Annotated in this window: 20 protein-coding genes; 8 read left to right on the top strand and 12 right to left on the bottom strand. The window is 69.0% G+C overall.

Going from position 1 to position 17767, the window contains the following annotated elements; all coding sequences use genetic code 11:
- The first annotated feature begins 34 nt into the window (after positions 1-34).
- Positions 35-769: an endonuclease III gene (nth, locus tag ACFOOQ_RS06680; RefSeq protein WP_379723373.1), complete on the top strand. Its 735-nt coding sequence runs from the start codon at positions 35-37 to the stop codon at positions 767-769.
- Here the strand turns inward: nth and ACFOOQ_RS06685 are convergent.
- Genes ACFOOQ_RS06685 through ACFOOQ_RS06695 form a run of 3 tightly spaced genes read right to left on the bottom strand, consistent with a single transcriptional unit; the run spans position 766 to position 4021 of the window.
- Positions 766-2043 (bottom strand): flavin-containing monooxygenase, encoded by a 1278-nt coding sequence (locus tag ACFOOQ_RS06685; RefSeq protein ID WP_379723376.1) that lies wholly within the window; start codon positions 2041-2043, stop codon positions 766-768. The two genes, nth and ACFOOQ_RS06685, sit on opposite strands and share 4 nt — an antisense overlap.
- Positions 2040-2987 carry an SDR family oxidoreductase gene (locus tag ACFOOQ_RS06690; RefSeq protein WP_379723379.1) on the bottom strand — a complete coding sequence of 316 codons (948 nt, stop codon included), beginning with the start codon at positions 2985-2987 and terminating at the stop codon, positions 2040-2042. Before ACFOOQ_RS06690 ends, ACFOOQ_RS06685 begins: the two co-directional genes overlap by 4 nt.
- On the bottom strand, positions 2984-4021 hold the full coding sequence (locus ACFOOQ_RS06695; protein ID WP_379723382.1) for a bile acid:sodium symporter family protein: 1038 nt from the start codon (positions 4019-4021) through the stop codon (positions 2984-2986). The genes ACFOOQ_RS06690 and ACFOOQ_RS06695 overlap by 4 nt, the downstream gene beginning before the upstream one ends.
- 88 nt (positions 4022-4109) lie before the next feature.
- On the opposite strand from ACFOOQ_RS06695, the gene ACFOOQ_RS06700 reads away from it, so the two are divergent.
- Together ACFOOQ_RS06700 and ACFOOQ_RS06705 are read left to right on the top strand one after the other, a co-directional pair.
- Positions 4110-5168, top strand: a complete 1059-nt coding sequence (locus ACFOOQ_RS06700) for an AraC family transcriptional regulator (RefSeq protein ID WP_379723385.1) — start codon at positions 4110-4112, stop codon at positions 5166-5168.
- On the top strand, positions 5165-5560 hold the full coding sequence (locus tag ACFOOQ_RS06705; RefSeq protein WP_379723388.1) for a hypothetical protein: 396 nt from the start codon (positions 5165-5167) through the stop codon (positions 5558-5560). Before ACFOOQ_RS06700 ends, ACFOOQ_RS06705 begins: the two co-directional genes overlap by 4 nt.
- A gap of 9 nt (positions 5561-5569) precedes the next feature.
- Here the strand turns inward: ACFOOQ_RS06705 and ACFOOQ_RS06710 are convergent, their stop codons facing one another.
- Entirely contained in the window at positions 5570-6067 is a 498-nt protein-coding gene (locus ACFOOQ_RS06710; RefSeq protein ID WP_379723390.1) for a MarR family winged helix-turn-helix transcriptional regulator, read from the bottom strand.
- A gap of 90 nt (positions 6068-6157) precedes the next feature.
- Here ACFOOQ_RS06710 and ACFOOQ_RS06715 point away from each other — a divergent pair, with 90 nt between their 5' ends.
- A complete protein-coding gene (locus ACFOOQ_RS06715) occupies positions 6158-6532 on the top strand; it encodes a nuclear transport factor 2 family protein (RefSeq protein WP_379723392.1) in 375 nt (124 codons plus the stop codon).
- 80 nt (positions 6533-6612) lie between these two features.
- On the opposite strand, the gene ACFOOQ_RS06720 is transcribed toward ACFOOQ_RS06715, so the two are convergent.
- The 4 genes from ACFOOQ_RS06720 to ACFOOQ_RS06735 all read right to left on the bottom strand — a co-directional run bounded on the left by ACFOOQ_RS06720 (position 6613) and on the right by ACFOOQ_RS06735 (position 10057).
- On the bottom strand, positions 6613-7062 hold the full coding sequence (locus ACFOOQ_RS06720) for a hypothetical protein (protein ID WP_379723394.1): 450 nt from the start codon (positions 7060-7062) through the stop codon (positions 6613-6615).
- Between the two features lie 64 nt (positions 7063-7126).
- On the bottom strand, positions 7127-7846 hold the full coding sequence (locus tag ACFOOQ_RS06725; RefSeq protein ID WP_379723396.1) for a bactofilin family protein: 720 nt from the start codon (positions 7844-7846) through the stop codon (positions 7127-7129).
- A gap of 23 nt (positions 7847-7869) precedes the next feature.
- Entirely contained in the window at positions 7870-8547 is a 678-nt protein-coding gene (locus ACFOOQ_RS06730) for an EI24 domain-containing protein (protein ID WP_379723399.1), read from the bottom strand.
- Positions 8548-8590: 43 nt separating this feature from the next.
- Positions 8591-10057 (bottom strand): amidase, encoded by a 1467-nt coding sequence (locus ACFOOQ_RS06735; RefSeq protein WP_379723402.1) that lies wholly within the window; start codon positions 10055-10057, stop codon positions 8591-8593.
- 80 nt (positions 10058-10137) lie between these two features.
- Between ACFOOQ_RS06735 and ACFOOQ_RS06740 the strand changes: the two genes are divergently transcribed.
- The 3 genes from ACFOOQ_RS06740 (at position 10138) to ACFOOQ_RS06750 (ending at position 12009) form a co-directional block, all read left to right on the top strand.
- Entirely contained in the window at positions 10138-11133 is a 996-nt protein-coding gene (locus ACFOOQ_RS06740) for an adenosine kinase (protein ID WP_379723405.1), read from the top strand.
- A 135-nt stretch (positions 11134-11268) separates the two neighbouring features.
- A complete protein-coding gene (locus ACFOOQ_RS06745; protein ID WP_379723408.1) occupies positions 11269-11748 on the top strand; it encodes a peptidoglycan-binding domain-containing protein in 480 nt (159 codons plus the stop codon).
- Positions 11749-11823: 75 nt separating this feature from the next.
- Positions 11824-12009, top strand: coding sequence for a hypothetical protein (locus ACFOOQ_RS06750; RefSeq protein WP_379723411.1), 186 nt, complete (start codon positions 11824-11826; stop codon positions 12007-12009).
- 38 nt (positions 12010-12047) lie between these two features.
- Here ACFOOQ_RS06750 and ACFOOQ_RS06755 read toward each other — a convergent pair whose 3' ends face one another.
- From ACFOOQ_RS06755 to rpe, 3 genes are read right to left on the bottom strand one after another with little or no spacing between them, the layout of a single operon-like run.
- The gene (locus ACFOOQ_RS06755; RefSeq protein WP_379723414.1) at positions 12048-12551 is read right to left on the bottom strand and encodes a HutD/Ves family protein; all 504 of its coding nucleotides are present in this window, start codon (positions 12549-12551) and stop codon (positions 12048-12050) included.
- 2 nt (positions 12552-12553) lie between these two features.
- On the bottom strand, positions 12554-14233 hold the full coding sequence (locus ACFOOQ_RS06760; protein ID WP_379723417.1) for a heparinase II/III family protein: 1680 nt from the start codon (positions 14231-14233) through the stop codon (positions 12554-12556).
- A gap of 18 nt (positions 14234-14251) precedes the next feature.
- Positions 14252-14929 (bottom strand): ribulose-phosphate 3-epimerase, encoded by a 678-nt coding sequence (rpe, locus tag ACFOOQ_RS06765; protein WP_379723420.1) that lies wholly within the window; start codon positions 14927-14929, stop codon positions 14252-14254.
- A gap of 252 nt (positions 14930-15181) precedes the next feature.
- Between rpe and ACFOOQ_RS06770 the strand changes: the two genes are divergently transcribed.
- Positions 15182-16459 carry an RsmB/NOP family class I SAM-dependent RNA methyltransferase gene (locus tag ACFOOQ_RS06770; protein WP_379723423.1) on the top strand — a complete coding sequence of 426 codons (1278 nt, stop codon included), beginning with the start codon at positions 15182-15184 and terminating at the stop codon, positions 16457-16459.
- 75 nt (positions 16460-16534) lie between these two features.
- Here the strand turns inward: ACFOOQ_RS06770 and ACFOOQ_RS06775 are convergent, their stop codons facing one another.
- Positions 16535-17701, bottom strand: coding sequence for a mandelate racemase/muconate lactonizing enzyme family protein (locus ACFOOQ_RS06775; protein ID WP_379723426.1), 1167 nt, complete (start codon positions 17699-17701; stop codon positions 16535-16537).
- Positions 17702-17767 lie beyond the last annotated feature (66 nt).

Consider the following 17767-nt stretch of genomic DNA (forward strand, 5'->3'; position numbering starts at 1 on the left):
CCGCCCCGTTCTGCCAAGCCCCAGCAGGCCCGCCATGAAACCCGCCGCCATCGAACAGTTCTTCGCCCGTCTCGCCGCGGCCAATCCGGCGCCGGCCACCGAGCTCAACTACGTCAATCCCTATACCCTGCTGGTCGCCGTGGTGCTGTCGGCGCAGGCCACCGATACCGGCGTCAACAAGGCGACCGCGAAGCTGTTCGAGCAGGTCACCACGCCCGAACAGATGGTGGCGCTCGGCGAGGCCGGACTGAAGCAGCACATCAAGACCATCGGGCTGTTCAATGCCAAGGCGAAGAATGTCATCGCCCTTTCGGAACTGCTGATCGCCCGCCATGGCAGCGAAGTGCCGCGCGACCGCGACGCACTGGAAGCCCTGCCCGGCGTCGGCCGCAAGACCGCCAACGTGGTGCTCAACGTGATATGGGGCGAACCGACGATCGCGGTCGACACCCATATCTTCCGCGTCGGCAACCGCACCGGCATGGCGAAGGGCAAGACGCCGCTGGCGGTCGAACTCGGCCTTGAGAAAGTGGTGCCGGCAAAATACCGCCGCCATGCCCACCACTGGCTGATCCTGCACGGCCGCTATATCTGCAAGGCACGGACACCCGACTGCTGGCGCTGCGTGGTCGCCGAATTCTGCGACTTCAAACCCAAGACGCTGGCGCCCGACGAACGGCCAGTGAAGACGAAGCCGGCCAAGCCGAAGCCGGCAGCGAAGAAAAAGGCCGCCCGGAAAAAGCCGGCGACGAAGCGGCGCCGCACCTAGGACAGGCTGGCGATGGCGCGCTGCAGATCGCGCTTGTACTGCAGGAAATCGACAAAGATGCCGTGATCGCCGCGCGCCGCCGAGGGGGGCGTCGCACAGTAGGCTTCGATGCGCCGGCGAAAAGCGGCCGCCGCCGGCAGATTGCGGTCGCGGGCGGTCAGCCAGGCGGCGATCAGGTCGGTCTGCAACGCGCGTCCAGCCCAGCCGACCCCGGCCCCTTCCAGCAGGCCGGCGACGAACAGGTTGTTGTCGCCGGGCGGGAAGATGTTCATGAACAGCTGCGGTGCGCCGGTGGCCACCTGCCAGTTGAGCGGCGCGAGGTCGGCGAGGAACGGAAAGCTGATGCGATAGCCGGTGGCCAGCAGCACGAGGTCGGCGCGATCTTCCCGGCCATCGGCGAAGACCACGGTATCGCCGCGGAATTCGCGGATCGGCTTGCGCAGCTGGATGTCGCCCTGGCCGAGATGCTGCAGCACCAGGGAATTGACGATCGGCGTGCGGTCATACAGCCGGTGCTGCGGCCGCGGCAGGCCGAAACGCTCCGGCGGCCCGACCAGCAGGCGCAGCAGCGGTTCATGCAGGCGGGCGCGCAGGGCCCGCGGCAGCACGAACCGCTTCGGGCGATGGTTGCCTTCGTCGGCCGGTTTGCCGGCAATGAATTTTGGCACGAAGTGATTGCCGCCGCGCACGCTCCACAGCACGGTCTTCGCGCGGTGCACGGCATCGACGACGATGTCGCAGCCGGTGTTGCCCATGCCGGCCACCAGCACGGTCTTGCCGGCGAAGATCTCCGGCGTCTTGTAGTCCTTGGCATGCATCACCGTGCCGTCGAAGCTGCCGGCGATCGCCGGCAGCAGCGGATCGGACAGATGCCCGTTGGCGATGATCACGCCGGCATAATCCTGCACGCGGCCATCGGAAAAGCCGGCGCGCCAGCCGTCGCCCCGATGCTCCAGCATGGTGACGGCGGTGTTGAAACGGATCAGCGGCGTCAGCCCGAAATGCGTGGCGAAGTCGCGCAGGTATTGCAGCACCCGGGCATGGTCGGGATAGGCCGGCCAGTCGTCGGGCATCGGAAAATCGGCAAAGGCGGTGGTCCGCTTCGACGAGATCAGATGCGTCGAGGCATAGACGGCGCTGTTCTTGGCACCATACAGCCACTGGCCGCCGAGGCCGGCATGCTTCTCCACCGCCTCGACCGGCAGGCCGGCCTGCTTCAGGCTCTTGATCGCGGCAAGGCCGGCCGGGCCGGCACCGATCACCAGATAGGTCATCGCCCATTCTCCTGCGCGGCACGATAGCGCGCGAAAACGCCCGCCGCGTCGTAGTGCGGCTTGTAGCCGAAGTCGTCTTTCAGCCGCGTGTTATCCAGCACCGGGCGGTACTGGATGAACTTCACATGCTGGGGCCCGAGCTTTGTCACCCCGAGCCGGTTGAACAGCCACAGGGCGGCCTTCAGCACGGCCGGCGGCAGCGGCAGATACGGCTTGCCGAGCAGCCGGGCGATCTGCCGCAGACTGAGCGTGCTGTCGCCGGCGAGATTGAACACGCCACCGCGACCGTCGCGCACCGCCCGCAGCAGGGCGGCGACCACGTCGCTGTCGGCCACCAGGGAAAACGGCGTTGTCGTGCCGCTCAGGCCCACCACCACCGGCCGCGCGAACATCGCGGTGATCTGGTTCGCCGTGCCGGGCCCCAGCACGGTGCAGGGCCGGAACACCGTCTGCAACAGCGCGGGATAATGCCGCCGCCAGTCCGCCAGCATCTCCTCGACCAGCCGCTTGTGGCGGGCATAGGGGAAATCCTCGTTGCCGCGCAGTGTATCGGTTTCCGACAGCGGCACCGGATTGTCGGCATGATAGCCATAGGCGGCGCCGCTCGAGGTGACCACCAGATGCGCCACGCCGGCGGCCCGGCAGGCCTGCAGCACGTTGTGCGTGCCGCCGACGTCGATCGCATGGTCGCGCTGCGGATCGCCGCCGGCCGCCACCACCGAGGCCAGATGCACCACGCAGCGCGGCCGGTGGCGACCGAACAGGGCGATCAGCGCCGGATCGCAGATATCGGCGGTCTCGTAGGTCACGCCGTCGCGCCGCCGGTCCGGCGCGACGGGACGGATGTCGAGCGCAACCACCGCCTCGCCCGCTTCGGCCAGTGCGTCGACCAGGCTGCGGCCGATGAAGCCGGCCGCACCGGTGACCAGAACGCCGCCGGTCACGATGCGGCTCCGGCCTGCTGCTGCCGGTCACGGCGGCGCCACCAGGCCGCCAGCGCCCAGCCCGAGACGATATGCCAGATACCCCAGCCGGCGGCGATCAGCGCCGCGCCGCCGAGCGCGTCGAACTGGTTGAGGATCAGCGCCAGCCCGAGGCCGGAATTCTGCATGCCGACCTCGATGGTGACCGCGCGGCGGTCAGCGGTATCCATCCGCATCAGCCGCGCCGCCGCCCAGCCGAGCAACAGGGCGGCGGCATTGTGCAGCACCACCAGCGGCATGATCTGGCCGAGGAAAGCGAGCAGGTATTTGCCGTTCGCCGCCGTGGTCGCCGCGATGAACAGCACCAGCACCGCGAAGGACAGCAGCTGGAACGGCCGCCGCAGCCGCAGTGCCAGTCGCGGCAGGCCATGGGCGATGGCGAGCCCGAGGGCCATCGGCAGGCCGAGGATCAGCACCGTCTGGGCGAGAAACGGGCCGGGCTGGATGTCGACCTGACGCAGCAGCACTGCGGTGGCCGGATTGAGTCCGGCCCAGAACAGGATGTTCAGCGGCGTCGCCACAACCGCCACCACGCTGGACAGGCCGGTCATGCAGACCGAGAGCGCCGTGTTGCCGCGTCCCAGGTGGGTGATCAGATTGGACAGGTTACCGCCCGGACAGGAGGCGACGATGATCATGCCGAGCGCCACGCTGGGCGCCGGCTGCAGCACCATGGTCATCACCCAGGAGAGGGCCGGCAACAGCAGGGTCTGCGCCGCCAGCCCGGTCAGCGGCGCCAGCGGCCGGCGCAGCACGGCGGCGAAATCGCCGATCCGCAGGTCGAGCGCCACGCCGAACATGATCAGCGCGAGGATCACCCCGAGCGCCGCCTGCCCGGTGGAATCGATATGGATCAGAACGGCGTCGATCGACGAACCGTGCATCGGGCTTCCTCCTGCCGGCCTCTGCGGGCCGCTCTCGCCGGCTGGCAAGTCGCCGCCGGCTGCGGCATTCTGGCGGTATTGCCGGGCGGCGGCGATGGCGATGGACGACACCGGCTGTCATCGCACGCCAGACGCGGCGGAAAACCGCCCGGGAAATCGCCCGGGAAACCGCCAGAGGGAGGATATCTTGGCAGGCGCAATGCCGGCTCCGGTTCAGCCGTCCAAGCCGCCGGCACCGCCGCGCAGCGTGGCGGCCGGCTATGTGCACACCCTGCTCGATGCCGTTGCCGCCAGCGGCGGGGCGCCCGGACAGGTGACGGCTGCCGCCGTGCTGGCAGCGGCCGGCCTGCCCGCCGGCCTGGTCGCGCAGGCACACGACGGCCGGCTGCCCCATGATGCGGTATCGGCGATCTGGCAGGCCGCCCTGCGGCTGACCGGCGACCGTCACCTCGGCCTGCATGTGGGCGAGCGGGTGCAGCCCGGCTCGTTCGACGCCCTCGGCCATCTGCTGATGACCTGCGACTCCCTGCGCGAGGCGGCCCGCCAGGCCGAGCGCTTCGCGCCGCTGGTCGGCGGCGGCGGCCGCTTCGCCGCCCGTGACGAGGGCGACGGTATATGCCTGCTTTATCAGCCCTTCGATCCCGACTGGCCCTGCCGGCGGCATCGCGTCGAGGCGGTGCTGTCGGCCACGGTGACCTTCACCCGCTGGCTGTGCGGCGCCGGCGTCAGGCCGCAGCAGGTGCGGTTCCGCCATGCCGCGCCGGACAGCCTTGATGAATACCGCCGCATCTTCGGCTGCCCGGTGCAGTTCGACGCCGCCGAGGATTCGCTGCCGTTCGATGCCGAAACCCTCGCCCTGCCGGTGCGGCTGGCCAGCCCGGGACTGAAGGCGGTGCTAGCCGGCCACGCGCAGGCGGCGCTCGACCTGCTCGGCAGCGGCGATCCGCTGCGCGACGCCGTGGCCAGGGCGATCCGCGCCGCGCTGGCCGCCGGCGACGTGCCCGGCATCGACGCGGTGGCCGCCGCCCTGCAGACGACCCCGCGCACCCTGCAGCGCCGGCTGGCCGAACGCGGCACCGGCCTGCAGGCGGAAGTCGCCCGCGGGCGCTGTGCCCTGGCGCAGGAGCTGCTGCGCGATCCGCAGCACAGCATCGCCGCCGTCGCCGCGCGGCTCGGGTTTGCCGATACGGCGAATTTCCACCGCGCCTTCAAGGGCTGGACCGGGCGGACCGCGGCGCTATGGCGGCGCGACGCATGAGCGATGACGCCCCGCCGCTGCGGGTGATGTTCGACAGCAATGCCTATGACGCCATCCTCGCCCATGGCGATGCGGAGGCCCTGCGCACGCTGATCGACGGCGGCCGCCTCGCGGTGATCACCACTCCTGTGCAGGAAGACGAACTGCAGCGGATCGCCGATGCCGGGCATCGCAGCCGGCTGTTCGGGTTGTTCCGCAGCCTCGGCGGCCGGCGCATCGATCCGGCTACGGTGCTCGGCGGCGATCTCGCCCATCTGTCGGGCGATGCCGTGCTGGCCGGCGTGGCGGCATCCTGCTGCGACCTGCTGGTCACCGACGATGCTGCGTTGGCAGCCGTCTGCCCGGTTGCGATTGGCTATGCCGCTTTCCGCGACAGGCCGGAACTGGGCTAGGATTCGGACTCAATCAGCCTGCCGACGGTCAGTCCCCTTCCCAGCAATTGGCGTGCCCGGCGATGCTTCGGCGCTCGCGACCCGATCGAGGTTTGCGATCAGGCGCATCAGCATGGCGACGAGCAGCCCAGCCTCCTCGTCCGTGAAGTCGCGCAGCACCTCATGATTCCCCCGTAGTAAGACAGCAATCGCGTCCGGCAGGCGCGCTTCTGCGGCCTTCGTCAGTGTGATGCGGCTGCTGCGCCCATCGGCCGGGTCCGGCGCGCGCCGAATCAGCCCGTCCCGCTCCATGCGGGCGAGCATCTGTGCCATCGGCGGCTGCTCGATCCTGGCGAAGCGGGCGAGATCACGTTGCGTGCTGGCCCGGCCATCCTGCAGCGCGACCAGCACGGGCAGATGTCCAACGCCAAAGCCAAGCGGCTTGAGTCGCGCTTCGCTGAGGCGGGCGAACCCGCGCGCCGCGAGACTGATCAGGTGCCCGGGCGTCGAGAGCACATTCAAATCCATCGCATCTCACCTCTTGCACCTGCCGAGACTCTGATATATACGCGCATATGCTTTTTAACGCAACGCCCGCACGACGCGAGGAAAGCCCCGATGGACGATGACGTCAAAGTCCTTGAACGCATCTACGACCGCTTTAACGCGCGGGATATAGACGGCGTGCTGGCCGCGCTCACCGATGATGTCACCTGGGCCAACGGTATGGATGGTGGCCACGTCCATGGCCGTGAGGCCGTGCGCGCGTACTGGACACGCCAGTGGGCCATGGTCAGTCCGCACGTCGAGCCTGTGGGTTTTCATCGAACAGCGGATGGCGCAGTCGTCGCAGAGGTCCGGCAGTCGGTCCGGGATCTCGAAGGCAAACCGCTCCAGGGGCAGACGCACGGGCTTAAAGACAAGACGGTCGGTCACGTTTTCCGTCTTCGAGAGGGCAAGGTGGCCCGCTTCGACATCCAGGATGCTGACTAGAGCCCAGACAGGTTCAGCGGCCGACCGCTATGGCGATGGCCAAGACGCGCGCAGCTTGAGTCTCGGATTGGGTTCGCGCCCTAGGAGATCGGCCCCGGCGTCTTGCGCGGCGGCGGCTCGGTCTTCAGCAAAGCCGCGACGCAGTCGGAATCATCCACCGTCTGGCCGCGGGTACGGCCAAGCACCTGGGCATGGGTCACCCGCAGGCGCGGATCGGTCTCGCTGGGATACAGGAACAGCAGCAGCGTGCAATGCGGCGTGTCGGAGAGATACTGCCAGACCTCGCCCGGCGGCTCGCGGCGCAGGCTCGCCGGCGCACCGAACAGGGCACGCGCCTCGGCGGCGGTCTTGTGCACGACATCGGCGCTGCGCGGACGGCGCGGCGCCTGCGCCGGCGTCTCGGGCGGCGGCACCAGCGACAGGTCGAGGGGTTCTTCCGGCGCGGTGGCGGGGCGGGTGCCGGACTGCGGAATGCCGCAGGCTGCCAGCAGCGTCACCAGCAGCAGGCTGAAAAGCAGACGCGGGGCCACTGGGGCCCCGCGCAAGGCGGAACGCATTGCCACGTCTGACAGCGGGCTTTGAAAGCGAACCGGGTTATTCGGCGGCAGCCGGCGCGGCCTTGCGGCCACCGGCGGCAACGGTCTGCACCGTACCGGAAATCTCGCCGCCGCATTCGATCTCGACCTGGCCATAGGCGATGTCGCCGGCGACCTTGCCGGTGCCGCGGATCAGCAGGCGGCCGCGCACCGACAGGCGGCCCTCGAAATGGCCACGGATTTCTGCTTCCTCGACCTCGGCCGAGCCCTTGAACATGCCGGTCTCGGCGATCTCGACGAAGCGGCTGTCGGTCAGGTCGGCCTCGACCTTGCCTTCGACGATGACCTTGTCGCAGGCGGTGATCTTGCCGTTCAGGCTGATGTCGCGGCCGATCAGCAGCACCTTGGCTTCGGGGCTGCCTTCGCTGCGCGGCGCGCTGGAACCGGCCGAGGCCTGCACGACGGCTTTCGGCAGGTCGACATTCGGCCGCTTGGCGATTTCGGGGCGGAAGGTCGGGGTGGGGGTCGGAGTGTCGGTCATGGCGGCTCCCGTTGGGCTGGAGGGCGGGGGGCTGGAGGGCGGTGTGCTGGCGGCAGGCAGGACCGGCTTGCCAACGGCGCGCAGGTGGCTCGGCATCGGCGGCAGGTCGTCATCGGCGGCACGGATCGGCGTCACGGCAGGCGGCGGCGCGGCATTCAGCGTCGGGCCGCGCTCAGGCATCGGCAGCGGCGGCTGGTGCGCCGTGGTATCGGGAGTCGGCTTCTTGCGACCAAACATGGGCGGTCTCTCCTCTGGTGCCCTCAGCCCCGCGCCCGCAATCGTTTGTAGACATGAACCATGAAAGCGGTTGCTACAATCGGGACAAGAAAATTTACGAGCGGAATGGTTAACAGAAGAACAATAACCACACCGCAGAGCCACAGATCGCCACGATAGCGACGGCGCATCTGCGTCGCCTCGACATGCGACATGTAGCGCCAGGCGATCTGCTCGAAATACTCGCGACTGACCAGCCAGCCGTTCACCAGCAGCGACAGACCATACAGCAACGGCGGAAAAAACAGGAGGATGGCATAGACCGGCAGCAGCAGCAGGTTGACCAGCAGCACCACGCCAAGAAACCGCAGGCTGCCCCACAGCGCCGGCCACAGGGCGAGCGCGCGGCCCGGCGCCTCCTGCGGATACCAGCGGCGTTCGACCGCATCGGCGATGTCGTCGAGAAACAGGCCGATGGCGGCCGTCATCACCGCCGGGAACAGCAGCAGCATGAGGACGAAAAAGCCGATTCCCGAGGCAAAACCGACCAGCCAGTCGATCCAGGTATGGCCGCCATCGGGGATCAGCATCAGGCCGAGCCACAGCGCGGCCGCCAGCAGGGCGAAGACGGCGATGCTGATCAGCAGCGAGCGGACCAGCACCTGCCGGAACGAGGCATCCGGCAGCTGGACGACGGCCTGGCGCAGCGCTCCCGCGATCATCGGCGACCTGTGACCATGCGGTGACCGTTCATGCCGCGCCTGTTCATGCTGTGCCTGCGACGGGATCGAGCGGCACGCCGCCGGCCAGCCCGAGATCCGATTCGAGCAGCGCCGACAGCGCCAGCAGCTCGGCCTCGCCGCGCGGCCGGGCGACGATCTGCAGGCCGACCGGCAGGCCGGACTTCGTGATGCCGGCCGGCACCGAGATCGCCGGCGTGCCGGTCAGCGTGATGGCGAAGGTCAGCACCAGCCACGAGATGTAGGTATCGAACTTGCGGCCGCCGATTTCCTCGAGATAGCGCATGCGATGATCGAAGGGCGGCGTCACCGCGGTCGGCAGCACCAGGAAATCGTGGGTCTCGAAAAAGGCGATCAGCCGGTTGGTGATCTCGCCGCGCTTGCGCTGGGCCGCGGCGATTTCCTCGCCGGTCAGCTTCAGCCCCTTCTCCGCGTTCCAGATCACCTCGGGTTTCACCAGCGCGGTCTTACCGGCAATTCGTGGCCAGACTGAGGCGGCGAAATTGGCGGCGCGCAAAACCTGGAAGCAGTCCTCGGCGCCGCTGAAATCCGGCGCGTCGGTGCCGACGGTGGCGCCGAGTTTTTCCAGCCGCTTGACGGCCGCTTCGCAGATCTCCACCACTTCCGCATCGACCGGCGACAGGCCGAGATCGGGCGTCCAGGCGATACGGCAGCCGCCGGCCAGGCGGCTCGGCAGCCGGCCGGCGGCCAGCGCATGGTCGACGGCATCCGTGTAGCTGTGCTCCGGCGCCGGCAGGCTGAGCGGATCGCGCGGCTCCCAGCCGACCTGCGCATCCAGCATCAGCGCGCAGTCGCCGACATTGCGGGCGATCGGGCCGAGCACCGACAGCGTGTCGAACGGCAGGGCGCGCGGCCCCCAGACGGCGCGGCCCGGTGTCGGCCGCAGGCCGACCACGCCGCAGAAGGCGGCCGGGATGCGCAAACTGCCGCCGAGATCGGAGCCATCGGCGAGCCAGACCTCGCCGGTCGCCACCGCCACCGCCGAACCGCCGGATGAGCCGGCCGGGGTCATCGCGGTATTCCAGGGATTCTTCGTGGTGCCAAAAACCTCGTTGAAGGTCTGCGCACCGGCGCCGAATTCCGGCGTGTTGGATTTGGCGATCACCGTGGCGCCGCGCGCCTCCAGGCGCTGCACGGTATAATCCGAATAGGTCGCAATATGATCCGCATAAGCCATGCTGCCCGAGGTAAACCGCACGCCCTGCACCGGCACCAGGTCCTTGATCGCCACCGGCAGGCCATAGAGATAGCCGGGCGGCGGATTTTCCGGATGCTGCAGGGCGGCAGCATGGGCGCGGCCGCGGTCGAGGCAGAGCGTCGGCAGGGCATTGACCGCCGGCTCCACGGCGGCAATGCGCTTTTCCGCCGCATCGATCAGCTCGGCCGGACTGACCTGGCGGGTCTTCAGGGCGTGGACCGCCTCGCGGGCGGTCATGCGGATCAGCGGGTCCTGCAGCTGCGGTTTTTTCATCGGGGAGTTCATGTATTTGCCATCCTGTGCCTGAACCGGTACAGAGTAACGGCAAGCTGCGGAATAGGGAAAGTACCGGAATGACGACAGATTCGCTGAACGTGCTGGCCATCGGCAACGCCATCGTGGACGTGCTGGCCCGGGTGCATGACGATTTTCTCGACACCCACGGCATGGTCAAGGCCAGCATGGCGCTGGTCGACGGCGGCCAGGCCGAAACCATCTACGGCCAGATGGGCGAAACCCTGGAGACCTCCGGCGGTTCGGCCGCCAATACCGCCGCCGGCATCGCCGCGCTGGGCGGCCGGGTGCAGTATATCGGCCGGGTGCGCAACGATCCGCTCGGCGCCACCTTCATCCGCGAAATCCGCAATCTCGGCGTCCTCTACGAGACCCCGGCAGCCACCGAGGGTGCGTCGACGGCGCGCTGCATGATCCTGATCACCCCCGATGCCCAGCGCACCATGAACACCTTCCTGGGCGCCAGCATCGACCTCAGCCCCGACGATATCGATGCCGCTGCCGTTGCACGCGCCGAAATCGTCTATCTGGAAGGCTATCTGTGGGACCAGCCGCGCGCCAAGGATGCCATGCGCAAGGCCATGCGGCTGGCGCATGAGGCCGGCCGCAAGGTCGCCATGTCGCTGTCGGACAGCTTCTGCGTCGACCGCCACCGCGATGAATTCCAGCATCTGGCCGAACACCACATCGACATCCTGTTCGCCAACGAGGCCGAGATCAAATCGCTCTACCAGGTCGCCGACTTCGACGAGGCGCTGCAGCATGTACGCCATCACGTCGATGTCGCGGCGCTGACCCGCTCGGAAAAGGGCTCGGTGATCCTGCGCGGCGAGGAGGTGCATATCATCGACGCGGTGCCGGGCGTCAATGTGATCGACACCACCGGCGCCGGCGATCTTTACGCGGCCGGCTTCCTCTACGGTTTCACCCATGATTTCGACCTGCATGCCTGCGGCCGGCTCGGCAGCCTCTGCGCCGCCGAAGTGATCGCCCAGATCGGCCCGCGGCCGCAGCAGTCGATCCGCCCGCTGGTCGAGAAAGCGCTGAAGGGCTGACCGCCCTGTCCGGGCTGGTCATGGCCCCGGCAAAGGCTCGATGAGAACATTACGGGAAAATTCTGCTTGACCGCGGGGCGATGATCCCCATACTGGCGCATGTTCCTTTTATGTTTCATCTGATCGGAGCCCGCCATGCCCGTCGCCCTTGCCTCTCCTCTGGCCTCTCCCACCCCCTTCACCCTGCCCGGTTTTGCGTTACCTGGCGCCCTGCTCCGCCTGCTCGGCCCGGCGGCGGCGCGCCCGGCCATGCGCCCGCGCCCGGCGACCCATGCGGTGCCCGGCGATCCGCTGCAGGCGGCCCGCGCGGCCTGGATGAACGGGGCAAGCCTGCGCGACCTCTGCGGCGAGACGGTGTTCGACCTGGGCGACAGTGTCGGTGCGGGCTGCGCCAACCGGCCGGGCGACGTGTTCCGGCTGCAGGCCCTGCTGCATCGCGAGGGCGACCTCGATGCCTTCGCCACCGGCGGGCCGACGGCGGTGTGGGATGCCCGCTGCGACGCGGCGCTGCGCAGCTTCCAGCGGGCCTGCGGCCTTGCCGCCGATGGCATCGTCCTGCCCGGCGGCGCCACGCTGCGGACCCTGCGTGGCCTGTATCTGCCCGACGCCGGCTGACATCCGCATCTGGCCGGCCGGCGGCCGGGCCGCTAGACTGGCGGGGAACAGTCCTCGCCAGAAAGGCCCGGTCCGTTGTCTGCTCGCACCGAGAGTGCCGTTTGTCCCTATTGCCGGAGTGAAGATCCGGACTGGTGGGAGGGTGCGCCCGATTTCATCGGGCCGGGCAGCACCTGGGAAGACGGCTGCCGGGTCTGCCAGCGGCGCTATCTGATTCACATGAACCCGGACGAGCGGATCGAAACCCGCGCCATCCAGTAGCGCACCATCCGGCAGGCCGGATCAGTCCGGCCGCACCGTCAGCCCGCCAGCACGGCCGCCCGCAGCATGCGGCTGTCGTCCAGCCGCACCAGCACGATGTCGCCGGCGATGAGCGCGAAGCCCGGCGGTGGTACTTCATGGGGCGGCGCGCCGGCACCGGCGGCGACCACCTGCACATCCATCGCCACATCGGCGCGCGCCATCACGTTGAGGTCGCGCGACGGCCCACCCTTGAGCCGGCAGGTCGCCGCCATGCCGCCGTCGAAGCGATGCGGCACGAAGGGCTCAGGCACGTCGAGGCGGCTGCCGTCAGAAAAATCCAGGGTGAAGCCGCCACCTTCGATCAGGGTGATCCAGCGGGTGATGCCGGGAAAGGCCGAGAAGGGTCCGTCCTGCGCGATGCGGGCGAGGCTGATGCGCCAGCGGAAAGTCTCCGCCGTCGCGCCCGGCGGATCGATGGCGAGTTCGCTGGTCACGCCGCCGCCGTTCTTCCATGGCTGCAGCGGCAGGGCGGCAAGGTCGATCAGGCGGGGCGCGGTCATCGTCAGATGCCGATCTTCGTCAGCGCCCATTTGAACGTCAGATCGTCGGTGCCGGCCGAGCCGGCCATGACGATCTGCTGGCAGCGGCGCGGTGCATCGGGGCCGCCGCCGGCATCGCGCTGGCCGAAATAGATGCTGTCTTCCAGCCGCACCACGCCACCAGCGCCGCGCCAGCGCCAGCCCTGGCCGCCGGCGCTTTTCAGGATCACGGTATCGCCGCTGCCGATCATCGAGGCATGCACGGACGGATGCAGGTGCAGGCGCAGCACGGCGGACTGCGGATTGCCACCGGCACCGGTCACCGTCTCCTCGCCGCGCAGGTCTTCGCCGCCGGCCGCAAGATACAGCCGGCGCCGGTGGTGGCGCATTGCCGCGCCGCGGCCCCAGCCGTCATGCTCAGCCTCGAACCAGACGGCGCCATCCAGCTCGTTGCGGCTGACCTGCACGCGGGCATCGGCGGCCGGTTCGCCCTCGCCGAGGCCGAGCGTGCTGTGTGCGGCGATGCTGCTGAGCGCCTTGGCCCAGTCATGGCCGCTGCTGCCGCCGGCGCGCTGCGGTGCACCGCAGTTGACGATCAGGCGATCCTTGCCATGGCTGAACTCAAAAGACAGCAGGCCGCGATGCGGCCGCGCCCCGGCCAGCAGGGACGAGGGCGGCGTGCCGGCATCGAGCAGCAGCAGCGCGCGCTTCGCCGTCGCCCGCTCGAAACGGCTGAGCGTCGCCGAGGTGAGCGGCTTACCGCGGGCTTCCGACAGCTCGAGCGCGAGGTCGAGTTGGGCGGAATTCTCTTCGGCGCTGCCGTGGAACAGCGCCAGCCCGCCGTCACCATGGCGGAAAAAGCGCAGCATCGGTGCCATGCGGTCGAGATAGGGCTGTAAAAGTGCGGCGCGTTCCGGATCGAGCGCGCGCAGGAAACGCCACAGCACGGTGACCTGGCGCAGCAGCGCGAAGAGCTGCGACGGACTGCGGCTGGCATGGCCGCCATCGGCCAGCAGCTGCGCGTCGAGGCAGGCGACGAGATCGCGCAGCGCATGGGGATAGCGCGTGGCGCCATCGGGCAGGCATTCGGCGGCATAGGCAAGCCCGAGCAGCGCGCGGAAGCGCGGCAGGCCCGGCGGCGCCAGCCGTGCCGCATGCTGCAGATAGGCGGCATGCCGCACGATGGCGAGCAGGAAGTCGTGAGCGAAGCGCTCGTCGGCGCCATCGACGAGGAAATGCCCGTTCAGCAGCCAGTGCGCCAGCCGCTGGCCGGCCACCGCCGGCTGCCACGGCAGGCTGCGGATGCTGTCGTGCCGGTCGAGCCAGGAGACCACCAGCGAACGGCTCATGCGCCGCGCCATGTCGCCGCCCTGGGTGGCGAAATCGCGCAGCCAGCCGAAATCATGCAGTGCGGCAGCCCAGGCGGCAAAGCTGGCGGCATCGAGCTTCAGTTCGGCGGCCGTCATCGCCCAGGGCGCGGCATGGGGCGAGACCACCTCGATGCCGGCGAGCAGGAAGCGGCCCTGGAACAGCCGGTCGGCATTGGCCGGCAGGCCGGGCCAGGGATCGTCGGGCAGATGCGGCAGTTCGAGTGGCGCCTTGCGCGGCAGCAGCAGGCCATAGGCGCGGCTGGCAAAAGCGACACCAGCGAGCCGGCGCATCAGCCGCAGGCCGGCGCTGTCGTGCAGCGTGGCCGCCGTCATATGGTCACCGGAACGAAATCAGGCTGCGGCGCGCGCCGTCCGCACGCGCGCGATGTTGCCGGCATAGGCGTCGGCGCCGCCCTGGAAGGTGGCGGTGCCGGCCACCAGCACATCGGCACCGGCGGCAATCGCGAGGCCGGCGGTCTCGGCATTGATGCCACCGTCGACCTCGAGGTCGATGGCGCGGCCAGTGGCGTCGATCGCCTTGCGCAGCACGCGGATCTTCTCGAGCTGGCTCGAAATGAACTTCTGGCCGCCGAAGCCCGGATTGACGCTCATCACCAGCACGAGGTCGACCATGTCGAGCACGCTGAGCGCCACTTCGACCGGGGTGCCGGGATTGAGCGACAGGCCGGCCTTCTTGCCGAGGCTGCGGATCAGCTGCAGGGTACGGTGCACATGCGGGCCGGCTTCCGGATGCACGGTGATGATGTCGGCGCCGGCCTCGGCGAACTGCGGCACGAAGGCATCGACCGGCGAGATCATCAGGTGCACGTCGAAGGGTTTTTTCGTGTGCTTGCGCAACGCGGCGACCACGGCCGGACCGATGGTCAGGTTGGGCACGAAATGCCCGTCCATCACGTCGATATGGATATAGTCGGCGCCGGCCGCGTCGATGGCGGCGATCTCCTCGCCCAGGCGGGCGAAATCGGCGGACAGGATGGACGGCGCGATTCGGACGGGCTGCTGCGGCATGGCGGCAGGATTAGCAGCTTCCGGCCCGCCCGCCAAGCAACCGCACAGCCTTGTTATCGCCACAAATGGCGGTTCGGCGCGGAATTCCGCGCCACGTCTCGACGGCGCGGGCTCTGTTCGCAACGGTGCCGCGCCTCGACGGCACGACGGGTCGGGTCTAGAACAGCGGTCATGCCCGCCCCCCGCTCCACTTCCGCTGCTCCCCGGCCCGCCGGCCGCCCGTCGTCCGGCCGGTCACCGGCCGCCCACCCCGTGGCGCCGCGCCTGGTCGCCGCCGGGCTGCTGGCCGCCGTATTCGAGCACCGCCGCCCGCTCGACGACGCCCTGGTCGATCCGGCGCTCGGCTTCCGCAAGCTCGACGAGCGCGACCGCGGCTTCATCCGCCGCCTGGTCGCGACTTGCCTGCGCCGGCGCGGCCAGATCGATGCCACCCTCCGCGGCCTGCTGCGACAATGGCCGAAGGGCTTGCCCGGCGAGGCTTTGCGTATCGGTGCCACCGAACTGCTATTCCTCGACGCGCCGGGCCATGCCGCCGTGCACAGTGCCGTCGACATCATGGCGCCGGGCCAGACCGCCATGCGTGGCCTGGTCAATGCCGTGCTGCGCAAGCTGTCGACCGAGGGCGCCGCGCTGGTCGCCGCCCAGGATGCCGCGAAGCTGAACACCCCGGACTGGCTGTGGCGCAGCTGGACGGCGGCCTATGGCGAAACCACCGCCCGCGCCATCGCCGCCGCGCATCTGCTGGAGGCGCCGCTCGACCTCTGCCTGCGCGACGCCGCTGCCGCCGCCGGCTGGGCGGCACGGCTCGAAGCCGACCTGCTGCCGACCGGCAGCCTGCGCCGCCGCGAGATGGGCGGTGCCATCGAGGCGCTGCCGGGCTTTGACGAGGGCCAATGGTGGGTGCAGGACGCCGCCGCCGCCCTGCCGGTGCGGATGCTGGGCGATGTGGCAGGCAAGCGCGTCGCCGATCTCTGCGCCGCGCCCGGCGGCAAGACGGTGCAGCTTGCGGCAAGCGGTGCGTCAGTGACCGCCGTGGACCGCTCGGAGGCGCGGCTGGTGCGCCTGCGCGAGAATCTCGCGCGACTGAATCTCACCGCCGAGGTGGTCTGCGCCGATGTCGAAAGCTGGCGGCCGCCGCAGCCCTTCGATGCCGTGCTGCTGGATGCGCCCTGTTCGGCCACCGGCACGATCCGCCGCCATCCCGACCTGCCCCATGTGAAGACCGAGGCCGACGTCTTGAAACTTGCTGCCCTGCAGGCGCGGCTGATCCCGGCGGCCTGGGCGATGCTGAAGCCAGGCGGCCGGCTGGTCTACTGCGTCTGCTCGCTGCAGCCGGAAGAAGGCGAACAGCAGCTCGCCCGCCTGCGCGCCCTGCCCGGCGCGCAGCTGGTGCCCACGGATGCCGCAATGCTCGGCCTGCCGGCGGAGGCCGTCACGAAAGACGGTACGCTGCGCACCCTGCCCGCGCTGTGGCGCGAACAGGGCGGCATGGACGGCTTCTACGCCGTGGTGCTGGAGAAGGCGGGATAGTCCGGGAGAAACGGGATCCCGGCTCTCGCCCAGCGAAAGCCGGGCTCGGCCGGGGTCCCACTCAGGCCGATCCGGTCAGTCGAGCAGGCTTCGCATCACCTTGTAGAGTTCGGACTTCGCCTCGAAACCGACGCCGGGGATCTGCGGCAGGGCGATATAGCTGTCGTTCACCGCGATGCCGTCGGCGAAACCGCCGAACGGCTTGAACACATCGGGGTAGCTTTCGTTGCCGCCGAGATGCAGACCGGCAGCGATATTCAGCGACATCTGGTGGCCGCCATGGGGCACCACGCGGCGCGACGACCAGCCGTGATCCTTCAGCATGTCGAGCGTGCGCAGATATTCGACCAGGCCGTAAGACAGCGCGCAGTCGAACTGCAGCCAGTCGCGGTCCGGCCGCATGCCGCCGAAGCGGATGAGGTTGCGTGCATCCTGCATCGAGAACAGGTTCTCGCCGGTCGCCATCGGCTTGTCGTAATGCTTCGACAGCTCGGCCTGCAAAGCGTAATCCAGCGGATCGCCGACCTCCTCGTACCAGAACAGGTTATAGGGCGTAATCGCCTTGCCGAATGCGATGGCGGTCTCGATATCGAAGCGGCCGTTGACGTCGACGCAGAGATTCTGGCCGTCGCCGACGATCTTGAGCACCGCCTCGATGCGCTTCATGTCCTCGGCCAGCGGCACGCCGCCGACCTTCATCTTGACCACGCGATAGCCGCGATCGCGGTAGCTCTTCATCTCGTCCTGCAGGGCGGTCAGGTCCTTGCCCGGGTAGTAATAGCCGCCGGCGGCATAGACCCAGACCTTGTCGTCGGCGACACCGCCGCGATAGCGGTCGGCCAGCAGGCGCCACAGCGGCACGCCGGCGATCTTGGCCACCGCGTCCCAGACCGCCATGTCCAGCGTGCCGACGGCGACCGAACGCTCGCCGTGGCCGCCCGGCTTCTCGTTCTGCATCACGGTCTTCCAGATCGCGAAGGGATCGAGGTTGTTGTGGGCGACATCGACCAGGCTGTCGGGATCGGCCTCCATCAGGCGCGGCAGGAAGCGTTCGCGCATCAGGGCGCCCTGGCCGTAGCGGCCGTTGGAATTGAAGCCGAAACCGACCACTGGCTTGCCGTCGCGCACCTGGTCGGTGATCACGGCGACCACCGAACAGGTCATTTTCGAGAAGTCGATGTAGGCATTGGCGATCGGCGAGGCGATCGAGACGGTTTTCTCGCGGACGTCGAGGATGCGCATGGCGTTTCCGGCTGGTTATGGAGCCCCACGGGGCGAAACGGACCGGTGCATCCTAGCCATGGACAG

Origin of the sequence: Ferrovibrio xuzhouensis (assembly GCF_042648965.1) — a bacterium.
Lineage (GTDB): Bacteria > Pseudomonadota > Alphaproteobacteria > Ferrovibrionales > Ferrovibrionaceae > Ferrovibrio > Ferrovibrio xuzhouensis.

Bases quoted from the DNA above. Each gene is read 5' to 3' on its own strand.
- nth (WP_379723373.1), top strand. From the start codon at position 35: ATGAAACCCGCCGCCATCGAACAGTTCTTCGCCCGTCTCGCCGCGGCC.
- ACFOOQ_RS06685 (WP_379723376.1), bottom strand. From the start codon at position 2,043: ATGACCTATCTGGTGATCGGTGCCGGCCCGGCCGGCCTTGCCGCGATC.
- ACFOOQ_RS06700 (WP_379723385.1), top strand. From the start codon at position 4,110: ATGCCGGCTCCGGTTCAGCCGTCCAAGCCGCCGGCACCGCCGCGCAGC.
- ACFOOQ_RS06705 (WP_379723388.1), top strand. From the start codon at position 5,165: ATGAGCGATGACGCCCCGCCGCTGCGGGTGATGTTCGACAGCAATGCC.
- ACFOOQ_RS06710 (WP_379723390.1), bottom strand. From the start codon at position 6,067: ATGGATTTGAATGTGCTCTCGACGCCCGGGCACCTGATCAGTCTCGCG.
- ACFOOQ_RS06715 (WP_379723392.1), top strand. From the start codon at position 6,158: ATGGACGATGACGTCAAAGTCCTTGAACGCATCTACGACCGCTTTAAC.
- ACFOOQ_RS06725 (WP_379723396.1), bottom strand. From the start codon at position 7,846: ATGTTTGGTCGCAAGAAGCCGACTCCCGATACCACGGCGCACCAGCCG.
- ACFOOQ_RS06730 (WP_379723399.1), bottom strand. From the start codon at position 8,547: ATGATCGCGGGAGCGCTGCGCCAGGCCGTCGTCCAGCTGCCGGATGCC.
- ACFOOQ_RS06735 (WP_379723402.1), bottom strand. From the start codon at position 10,057: ATGAAAAAACCGCAGCTGCAGGACCCGCTGATCCGCATGACCGCCCGC.
- ACFOOQ_RS06740 (WP_379723405.1), top strand. From the start codon at position 10,138: ATGACGACAGATTCGCTGAACGTGCTGGCCATCGGCAACGCCATCGTG.
- ACFOOQ_RS06745 (WP_379723408.1), top strand. From the start codon at position 11,269: ATGCCCGTCGCCCTTGCCTCTCCTCTGGCCTCTCCCACCCCCTTCACC.
- ACFOOQ_RS06755 (WP_379723414.1), bottom strand. From the start codon at position 12,551: ATGACCGCGCCCCGCCTGATCGACCTTGCCGCCCTGCCGCTGCAGCCA.
- ACFOOQ_RS06760 (WP_379723417.1), bottom strand. From the start codon at position 14,233: ATGACGGCGGCCACGCTGCACGACAGCGCCGGCCTGCGGCTGATGCGC.
- rpe (WP_379723420.1), bottom strand. From the start codon at position 14,929: ATGCCGCAGCAGCCCGTCCGAATCGCGCCGTCCATCCTGTCCGCCGAT.
- ACFOOQ_RS06775 (WP_379723426.1), bottom strand. From the start codon at position 17,701: ATGCGCATCCTCGACGTCCGCGAGAAAACCGTCTCGATCGCCTCGCCG.